General features: G+C 42.4%; 10 protein-coding genes. 6 read left to right on the forward strand and 4 right to left on the reverse strand.

Annotation, left to right across the window (positions count from 1 at the left end; translation table 11 throughout):
• Positions 1-50 precede the first annotated feature (50 nt).
• Together ACUVXA_RS11390 and ACUVXA_RS11395 are read right to left on the reverse strand one after the other, a co-directional pair.
• Positions 51-776 carry a Zn-ribbon domain-containing OB-fold protein gene (locus tag ACUVXA_RS11390; protein WP_445871386.1) on the reverse strand — a complete coding sequence of 242 codons (726 nt, stop codon included), beginning with the start codon at positions 774-776 and terminating at the stop codon, positions 51-53.
• A 5-nt stretch (positions 777-781) separates the two neighbouring features.
• Complete coding sequence (locus ACUVXA_RS11395) at positions 782-2080, reverse strand: thiolase C-terminal domain-containing protein (RefSeq protein WP_445871395.1); 1299 nt, start codon at positions 2078-2080, stop codon at positions 782-784.
• Positions 2081-2454: 374 nt separating this feature from the next.
• On the opposite strand from ACUVXA_RS11395, the gene ACUVXA_RS11400 reads away from it, so the two are divergent.
• A complete protein-coding gene (locus tag ACUVXA_RS11400) occupies positions 2455-3030 on the forward strand; it encodes an NUDIX hydrolase (RefSeq protein WP_445871387.1) in 576 nt (191 codons plus the stop codon).
• 214 nt (positions 3031-3244) lie between these two features.
• A complete protein-coding gene (locus ACUVXA_RS11405) occupies positions 3245-3712 on the forward strand; it encodes a hypothetical protein (RefSeq protein WP_445871388.1) in 468 nt (155 codons plus the stop codon).
• A 209-nt stretch (positions 3713-3921) separates the two neighbouring features.
• Here the strand turns inward: ACUVXA_RS11405 and ACUVXA_RS11410 are convergent, their stop codons facing one another.
• Positions 3922-4539, reverse strand: a complete 618-nt coding sequence (locus ACUVXA_RS11410; protein ID WP_445871389.1) for a hypothetical protein — start codon at positions 4537-4539, stop codon at positions 3922-3924.
• Positions 4540-4737: 198 nt separating this feature from the next.
• Between ACUVXA_RS11410 and mntA the strand changes: the two genes are divergently transcribed.
• The 4 genes from mntA (at position 4738) to ACUVXA_RS11430 (ending at position 8724) form a co-directional block, all read left to right on the forward strand.
• Positions 4738-5133: a type VII toxin-antitoxin system MntA family adenylyltransferase antitoxin gene (gene mntA, locus ACUVXA_RS11415; protein WP_445871390.1), complete on the forward strand. Its 396-nt coding sequence runs from the start codon at positions 4738-4740 to the stop codon at positions 5131-5133.
• Positions 5123-5542 carry a type VII toxin-antitoxin system HepT family RNase toxin gene (hepT, locus tag ACUVXA_RS11420; RefSeq protein ID WP_445871391.1) on the forward strand — a complete coding sequence of 140 codons (420 nt, stop codon included), beginning with the start codon at positions 5123-5125 and terminating at the stop codon, positions 5540-5542. Before mntA ends, hepT begins: the two co-directional genes overlap by 11 nt.
• Positions 5543-6121: 579 nt before the next feature.
• On the forward strand, positions 6122-8083 hold the full coding sequence (gene iorA, locus ACUVXA_RS11425; RefSeq protein ID WP_445871392.1) for an indolepyruvate ferredoxin oxidoreductase subunit alpha: 1962 nt from the start codon (positions 6122-6124) through the stop codon (positions 8081-8083).
• Positions 8080-8724, forward strand: coding sequence for an indolepyruvate oxidoreductase subunit beta (locus ACUVXA_RS11430; protein ID WP_445871393.1), 645 nt, complete (start codon positions 8080-8082; stop codon positions 8722-8724). The genes iorA and ACUVXA_RS11430 overlap by 4 nt, the downstream gene beginning before the upstream one ends.
• 184 nt (positions 8725-8908) lie before the next feature.
• Here ACUVXA_RS11430 and ACUVXA_RS11435 read toward each other — a convergent pair whose 3' ends face one another.
• Positions 8909-9334 (reverse strand): PaaI family thioesterase, encoded by a 426-nt coding sequence (locus ACUVXA_RS11435; RefSeq protein ID WP_445871394.1) that lies wholly within the window; start codon positions 9332-9334, stop codon positions 8909-8911.
• Between the last annotated feature and the right edge of the window lie 60 nt (positions 9335-9394).

Consider the following 9394-nt stretch of genomic DNA (forward strand, 5'->3'; position numbering starts at 1 on the left):
AAACACAAGCATATACTTCCCGTATACGGTAAAAAAAGAGGGTAGGAGGATTAGCCGTATTTCTTTTTTACCCATGATGAGATCATTTCTAATTGTTTTTTAAGACGTTCCTTTTGTTCGGGTGTTCTTCTAGATTTTGGTTTTTCTGAGGGCACCGCGTAAATATCTAAAACTGAGCCCTTGGGGTCGTCTACGAATTTTATGGTTACGGGTGTGTCGCAGTCGATTTCTTCAAGTGAGTATCCTGCTTCTTCCATAGCCACCCTTAGTGCTATTAGAGTGTTGCAGTGGTCTATTCTCACGTATCCCAGTATGAAGGGTAGCTGTGGTAGAAATGCTTCTGCGGCGAATCCGAGAATGGTGTAGCTGTGTAGGATGCCTTGGGGCTTTAACTCAATCCATTCTGTTTCCTCGAGGTTGCATTCGGGTCTCCAACAATGTGCTCTAGGTGGCATAAATTTGTCTCCACAGCGGGGACACCGTGTCCCAAGGATTTTTTTCTCTAGTAAGCCCTCAAAGAACTTTGATACTCTTCCGTAACTATGATTGTACATAATGTCGTAGGGTCTGTATACTCGCATGTATCTTCTGGTTTCGAGCTTGTCGATTCTAGGTCCTTCGTCCGCTTCTATTAGCCTGTATCCCGCTATTGACATTCTTCCCAGATTTCCCCAACCCTCAAACTGGGGATCTACTGGTTCCTCTTTAAGGACCTTTACGTTGTGTCCTTCTTCACCTATTTTAGGCCACTTGAATTTCTTTTCTTTTTTAGCCAATATTTTCACCTCCTCAGAATCGCCACAGCTATGGCTGTTCCCGTTCCGGCGTGGCTGTGCAGTAGAGTGGTTTCTGCCTTGTCGACCTGAGTTCTGCTGCTAAAGTGTTTTTCAGGAATCATTTGTTTCATTTGCCATATGAGTTCCACGCATTGCCCTATCGCGGTGGAACCTACAGGATGCCCCATGCCTTCTAGGCCTCCGCTTGGATTTATGGTAACTTCACTGTTTACGTACACTTGGCCCTCTCGGATTAGGTTTTTACCTTCACCAACCTTGCAGAGCATAAGATCCTCATAGGTTTGAAGCTCACTGGAATCGTAGGCATCATGAATCTCAATTACATCTATATCTTTCAGGGGATTTGTTATGCCTGCCATTTTATAGGCAGTTTTTGCAGCAAATCTACACGCACCAAAATTGGATATCTCGGGATAGAGTTCTCTAGGTTTTATAGCGTAATCTGGATAGTGTTTCTTAGCATCTCTATTTATCGCAGACCATGTCGGACTATCCGGCCTATCCCCGGGTCTCATGAAATCAGTTCCCAGGCCTATACCGTCAATCCAGATAGGTTCATCGGTGTAGTTTCGAGCAACATCCTCCGAGGCCAATACTACGCATGAAGCCCCCTCAGTTAAGAGACAACAATCCATAGTTTTCAGTGGCCAAGCTAGGAGTCTAGAGTTTAACACATCGTCGACACCGATTTCTTTGCCTCCATTTTCCTGCGGCCACTGGGCATAAGGATTATCGAGCGAGTAGTTTTTGTTCTTTACAGCTATAAGAGCAAAGTCTTCCTCGGTGTCACCATAAAGGTACATGTGTCTTGCCGCCATGGCAGCATAATAACCAGTATAGTATCCACCAGCGGGAAACTCGAAGTCAGTATCTGAGGCCAGGGCTATGAATTCGTTTGCTTTAGCCGTACCAACCTCACCCTGCTTTTCCACTCCGGTGACCAGACACACCTCTGAGAGTCCAGATGCTACCAGTGCGAATCCCGCACGTATCGCTGCCAGTGGTCCTGCTCCACCGTCTTCGATCCTAAACACTGGCTTTGGTGTTAAACCTAGATAGTCGTGTATTATCCATGACATGGCCAACTGTTGCTCAAAATGATCAGAAAAATAGGAGCACACATGGTTATCGATATCTCTTATGGTCAGGTTGGGGCAATCGTCTAGTGCCTCTTTAAAGGCTTCCGCAACCATTTCTTCCTGATTCTCGTTTCTGGGACGAGCATACCTTGAAACACCGCCAGTAATTATGGCAACATTTCTCATTATATTCGGAACAAACATACTACACAAAGTTATCACCTTCTTCCAGCAATAAGAGGTTATTAACGTGAAATCAATTTAACTTTGTATAAAAATATTACTGAAGGTTAAGTGCATAGTTTAATCAGTAATTGTTTTTTGGTTACGGATAATGTAAAAAAGAATTGTGTATAAGGCTTCTTTTCGATTTAAAACACTTGAAAATTGGAGAGACCAAACTAATTTTAGATAATAAAGCTCAAAAACAGGCATTTATCACCTTGTCCCCCGATTAAGAAGGCTAAAAGGGAGAAAATCAAAGTTTTATAGACGAATAGCAATATGTGATATTTGGAAACATTTAATTTCAAGCATTCGTACAAATCAGTATTTATTGGTTAAGGAACGATTTTTCGATGGAAGTAATAGCTTGTGTGCAAGAGACAGATGGTGAATATAAAATCTTTCCTATGGGAAGGGGAGAAGCCCATAGAAGAAATGTTAAGCATCTAGTGGTCAGGATACTCGGATTCAACAGAGAGGGAATGCTCCTAGTTCAGAAAAGATCCCTCATCAAGAAGAGCCACCCAGGAATGTACACAGACAGCGCTAGTGGACACGTATTGTACGAAGAAAACTTCAGTTTTGAAACCATATTAAAGAGTGCAGAGAGAGAACTCTGGGAGGAGATGGGAGTAAAAGGAGTGCTAAAACCCTATCTAGAATTGAAATTAGATGAAGAAGATCTAGAACTAAACTATGTTTTTTTGGCACTCATAAAGGGAGAGCTCAGATTTAACGATGAGGTAATCGCCGAAGAAAGCGGATTCAAAACCGTGGAACAGCTCAAATTAATGCTTGAAAAAGAAAAGTTTGTTGCCTTCGCCAAGGCACTCTGGGAAAAGTTTCTAAACGATTACCCCACAGCCGAAGCGGTAAAACGTCTAGCAGAAAAAATGGAAACCGCTTCCCCAACAGACATACAGAAGTGACCATTTCAATCACATCAGAATTGAATTGAAAAAGAAAACCCGGAACCAGAAACGATTTGCTAATTGATTTCGCTGGGGTTTTTTACAAATTTAAAGCTTAATATCGGATTAAGCAGTTTTACCCGGATTGTCAAAAACTCAAACCTTAAATATTCCAAAAACAACGAATAAACCAGGCAAAAACTAAAAAATCAATGTGAGTGATGTGGAAAGCATGTCAGATGAATATGTAGATGTTTTTACCTGTGTAAAATGTAGGAATCCCAGGATAACCAAATCCGCAAGAGTTGTGAAAAACAACGCTATAATTATTGGTAAATGCCTCAAAGGACACCCCTTCAACCTCAAACTACCAATGGAGCAGGAACACAAGTGGATAGGACACCTCAGAGACAGTGTATACAAGTGCAGATGCGGCATGCCTCTCGAAGAACACAAGATAAAGGTGGGTAAAAAGAAAACCCAACTAGTACTAAAATGCACAAAACACAAACAGGTAACTATGATAGATACTCTACTCTGGAACACAATATCAGCAGACAGAGAAGTCCAAAAAACATTAGAGCAAGGATACAAACCCGAACCATACAAAGTAGGCAAAGAACCCAAAAAATACGAAAAGGACACAGCTAAAACCAAAAAGAAGGAAACTACAGAACCCCGAAAGTGGCAACCATATTAAGTGTAATAAGGGCCCCAAAAACACCCAATATTGAAAGGATTAGTTATAATACCCAAAAAAATAATATAAAATAAGTAGAGAATTAACCAAAAAATCATTATCTATACTTCATAATTTTTATCATGAATTTTAACTACTTATTAACGAGAATTAGATAAGAAAAAAGTCAGCAAGCTAAGAAAGTAAATTCTCACCTTTTATGACACGTTTTACCTGATTTTATTCCACATTCTCCACTCGGGAATAATATTGAGAACTAGAAACACCAACCATATTATGAGAGCCTCAAACAGCTCAAAAATTCCTACAAAACCTAATAATATAATCAGTATCGTAGACGAGAATCCCACCACATAAAATATCACAAACAGGTAGAGAGCAGATCTCTCATCACCAGTACCACTTCCGACAATCTCTCTAAGTCTTTTCTTTGCTTCTCCAAACGTCTGATAACGGTTGGAAGGCCTAGTGCCTAGAGGAGAAAACCAGAAGCTCCCATCTCTAGCGAGTCGCATGATTATCCAGTAATAAGCACCAATAACTGTAAAAACAATCCAGAAGAACATTACAGGTATTAGATTTAGAACAATCCCAGAAACATTAACTGTATTAAACAGCATAGAGCTACCCAATTCTACACTAACAGAAAGATCTGAGACCCTTAGAAATAACATTATATTTTGTGAATCCCACAAGGGATACATTTTGGGCACATTGGAAAACCCGAACCACACGAAACTAAGAAAAGCAGGAATCATCAGTATAAATAATATCGCGATGAGCCGTTTCCACGCTTTTTGCAAATCTAGATCCTCGTCAAGAAACAATCTAATCCATCTCCTCAGCCTCTATAACAATTTTTTAAAAACTCTTGTACTCTAATAAACATTTTCTATTGATCGAAGCATAAAAATTTAAAAAAAGAAGGAGAATTTATTATTAAACATTGGAATCCAGTTGCTTGAAAACTTTGGAAAAGAATTTGAGTATTATTGTTTTCTTCTATTTTCACGATGGTGGATACATTGAGGAGTATTGTTGAGAAAGTGGGAGAGTGTTTAGAAAGGAGCAGCAATGTTCTATTCGCCTATATTTATGGATCCTACGCTAAGGAGAGAGCCAACAGATTCAGCGACTTAGATATAGCTGTTTACCTCAGAGACAAAGGACATGAGAAGTTTATGGAGCTACTAGCCAAGCTACCAGTAGAAGTAAATGTTGAGATCGATGTTAGAGTCTTAAATGATGCTCCACCACTCTTTAGATACAACGTTATCAAAGAGGGAAAACCTTTGTTTATTAAGGATAGAAGTGTTCAAGAAAATTTTGTTTATGATACTCTTGTTTCAGCGCTAGAGTTGAAAGAGACCCTCACTAGAATGAAAGAGGACCGGTTAAGGAGAGTTCTGGATGCTCTTTGAATCAGTTACCGAAGCTATCAGGTTTTTAGAAGAGGTTAAAGAGAAGAGCATGGAAGAAATAGCACGGGACTCTGTTTTGCTCGGAAGCGTTCTGTGGCATCTATATATGGCGGTACAAGGCTGCATAGACATTGCCCTCAAAACCATATCGAAACTCGTACTTAGAACACCCGAAAGTTATGCCGACGCGTTCATAGTTCTTAGCGAGGAGAAGCTGATATCAGAGGAGTTAGCCAAGAAACTTGTTGCTATGGCACGTTTCAGACATGTTTTGGCACACACATACACCAAGCTTGATTTAGATCGAGTATATAACATATTACATCACAACCTAGAGGATATCAAAGAGTTCTTGAAGATTATAGCCAAAAAACTCCAAGAAAGAAAAATAGAAATAAGCGAAATCTAGCCAGCCAAAACTTGACATAAACACGCTAAAGAAAAAACGCTGTAAGCCTTCGGAAAAGAGGTTAAGCGTAGAGGTTGCGTCAGAATCTGCTCGTAATCTGTAAAACGGCACTTCAATTAGTATTATAAGTGTAAGAAAGTGAGAAAAGATGGGGAATTTTACGGTTAGCACTAGGGAATCAGATGTTGTAGTAGTGAGCAGTAAGGGCCAGGTTGTGATTCCCCTAGAGTAAAAGGGAGAAACTAGTGATAGATCCAAAGACCAAACTACTTGTCTACAGCTTTAACGAACCAGTAATTATGAAGAAACTGGAATTACCAGACCTGTCAAATCAGTTGAAAGAGCTTTACTGCTGAATTGATTAAAGAATCGCTAAGCACGATAAACTCTCAGAAGAAGAGATCAAAGAAATAGTACAGAAGTACAGAACACACAAGTCTTAAGAGGTAAAATGGAACTGCGAGTTTAATTCCTACAATTCTCTTTTATTAAGCTACAGACCAAATTAATTTTTGAGGTTAGATTTTTATATATAGTAAGACAACGTTTCAATGTAATGATTATTACGCTTTCTTGGAGGTGTCAACCATTAAAGAACTAATAAGTAGGGAAAAAGGTAAAAAAGTCGTGATGCTCGGAAACGAAGCCATGGCCAGAGGGGCACTAGAAGCCGGAATAGGATTCGCAAGCACCTACCCCGGAACACCAGCCAGCGAAGTCGGAGACGCACTCGCCGCCATAGCAGAAGAACTACCAGGACTAGTATTCCAGTATTCGACCAACGAGTACGTCGCACTAGAAAACGCAATCGGAGCCAGCTGGGCGGGTGTGCGATCACTATGCACTTTCAAAATGGTCGGAATGAACGTTGCCGCTGATCCAATGTTCACGCTTGCTTATAGTGGTGTTACACCTACTGGGGGCCTTGTTATAATTAACGGTGGCGACCCAGCAGCATTATCGAGTACGAATGAGCAGGATAACCGTTACTATGGGTTGCATGCCCGCATCCCAGTTGTTGAGCCTTCCAGTACTCAGGAGAGCAAGGACTTCGTGGTCGAGGCTTTCAACATTTCCGAGAAATTTGATGTGCCAGTAATAATTAATAGTACTGCTAGAGCATGCCACGCTGTGGGCACTGTGGAACTGGGAGAACTCAAAGATCCGCCAAAAGAGGGCTACTTCCAAAAGAACTGGGGCAAATACTACAACACTCTGGTGCTAGCGGTGCAAAATCATCAGAAACTAATAAACAACCAGAACAAGATGATACAGGAATATGTTCCCACCACCAAGCTCAACAGAGTATTGCCTGGTGACAACAAAACCGGAATAATAACCTCCGGAATGTCTTACGACTATACCCTTGAGGCACTGGACAATCTGGGAGTTTACGATGTACCTATACTAAAACTTGGACTAGTATACCCACTATCACCAAAACAGATTGCAGACTTCGCATCTAATCTAGAACAAATAATCGTAATGGAGGAATTAGACCCATTCCTTGAGGGAGAAATCAAAAAAATAGCCTACGACCAGGGACTAGAAATCCCGATAAAAGGAAAGGAACTCTTCCCATCAGTGGGCGAGTTAAACACTGATATCGCAATACAGGCTTATTCTAAAGTATTCAACAAAACGCCACCCATAGACACAAGCGGCCTAGACATGAAAATACTGGAAGCCGCACTAATGCTACCCATGAGGACACCCAACATGTGCCCCGGCTGCCCCCACAGAGCCACATACTACGCCATCAAAAAAGCCGTAGAAAACAAAGGCTACGACGTAGTGTGGGCAAACGACATCGGTTGCTACGCCATGGGAGCACTCGCCCCGTTTAACATGGGTGACTTGATGACCTGCATGTCTGCGGGTGAGAGTATTGCTGCAGGTATGAGCTATAAGACTAAGAAGCAGAAGACGGTTGCTTTCATTGGCGATTCCACGTTTCTGCACACCGGGATTCCCGGTCTTTTGAACGCGGTTTGGAACGATGCGGATCTCCTACTGGTCATTATGGATAATCGCTGGACCGCTATGACCGGTCACCAGCCTACTCCGGCGACGGGTATTGACTGGTCGGGAAAGCCGGCTAAGAGCGTGAACCTCAGAGACATCGTGACCGCTCTGGGCGTGGACTATGTGCGCGTGGCGGACCCGTTCAATGTTAGGGGTACGATTGCCATTTTCGAGGATGCTTTCAAGAAAACCGGTGTACGTGTAGTCATATCTCAGCAAGAGTGTATCCTGGAGACAAGGCGGCGCGCCAGGTCAACCATTGAGGCACGCAAGGAAAAGGGCGTTAAAATGTACATTGACGTGAATGAGGACGCTTGCATATTCTGTGAGGAGTGTGTTAAAGAATATGGTTGCCCAGCAATTACAGTCACAGAGTTTGAAGGCGAAAAGGTTTCAAAGATTGAACTATCCCGATGCGTAGAGTGCATGGTGTGCAAACAGCTATGCAAGGGCTGCGCAATCAGCGTCACCAAGGTTTGGCCCGGAACCACAATCCTGGAGGAAGGCAAGAAATGAAAAAAGTAAACGTGTACATCTGTGGGGTCGGTGGACAGGGCACAATGACTCTGGGTCAGCTTTTGAAGGAGGCGGGTCTTGTTGAGGGTATGGTGGTTGTTGGTACGGAGTCTCGTGGTGCTTCGCAGCGTGAGGGAGCTGTGGATAGCCATGTGAGGTTCGCTGTTTTGGAGAAGGGTGAGAAGTTTGATGAGCGGCGGTCTATTCATTCGTCTCTTATTCCGGTGCGTCAGGCTGACCTGTATTTGAGTATGGAGATGGCGGAGACTCTGCGGAACATTAAGTATGTTTCTGAGGATGGTTTGATTATTATGAACCGGTATGAAATTTGGCCTCCTCAGGTTAGGACTGGTGAGGCGGAGTATCCTCCTCTTGAGAAAGTGGTTGAGAATCTGAAGAAGTTTAACAATAACATTTATGTGGTTAATGCTAACCAGTTGTCTGAGGAGAAGTACGGTGACTATTCTGGTGTTAATATGATTTTTCTAGGTATGGCTATGGCTACTGGGAAGATTCCAGTGATGGTGGAGACGGTTGAGAAGGTTATCCGAGAGCGGCTATGGAATCCGGAAAAGAACATTGAGCAGTTCAGACTTGGGCTTGAGGAAGGGAAGAAGATTCTGGCTGCTGGACCTGCGTAACTTGGTTTTTAATGGGACTGGGATTTGATCCCTGTCTTATTTTTTAATTCTTGTTTTTTACTTTTTTCTGATTTGTTTTTTTAAAGGGAAACTCATTTTCTATGAGGGTATTATTTGCCTTTTATGTTTTTGAGGTAGTCTGGTTTGTAGCTTGTTTTGGATAGGTTTGAGCTGCCGGTTGCTATTAGGTTTCCTTGAGTATCGTGTATTTCAGCCATGGCGTGTACGATTTTCGGCCTTCGCGTACGATTTGTCCTTTGACGCGGACTTTTTCTCCTACTTTTACTTTTCCTAGGTAGTCTACGTGGAAGTCGATGCTTATTAGGAATCCGGGGTATCCGAGGGTTGCGGTGGTTACTCCGATGGTGTCGTCCATTAGGGCGCATTGCATTCCGCCGTGTAGGAGTCCGGTGGGGTTGGCCATTTCGGGGCGTACCGTGAATTCTAGTTCGATTTCTCCGCGTTTGGCGTCTATGATTGTTCCGTTTAGCCATTTTGTGAATGGTGGGGCGGGGATTTCTTGGAAGTTTTTTCCTTTTAGTTGTTTGAATAGTTCTACCATTTGCTCGGATCTTTTTAGGATTTCTTCTTGGTCTTGTTCTTCAGCCATTTAAACAACCGTTGTCCGAAACTTACCCATTTAGGACACCGCCTAAATGGTGTTCGGTTC

The organism is Candidatus Jordarchaeum sp. (assembly GCF_052745115.1).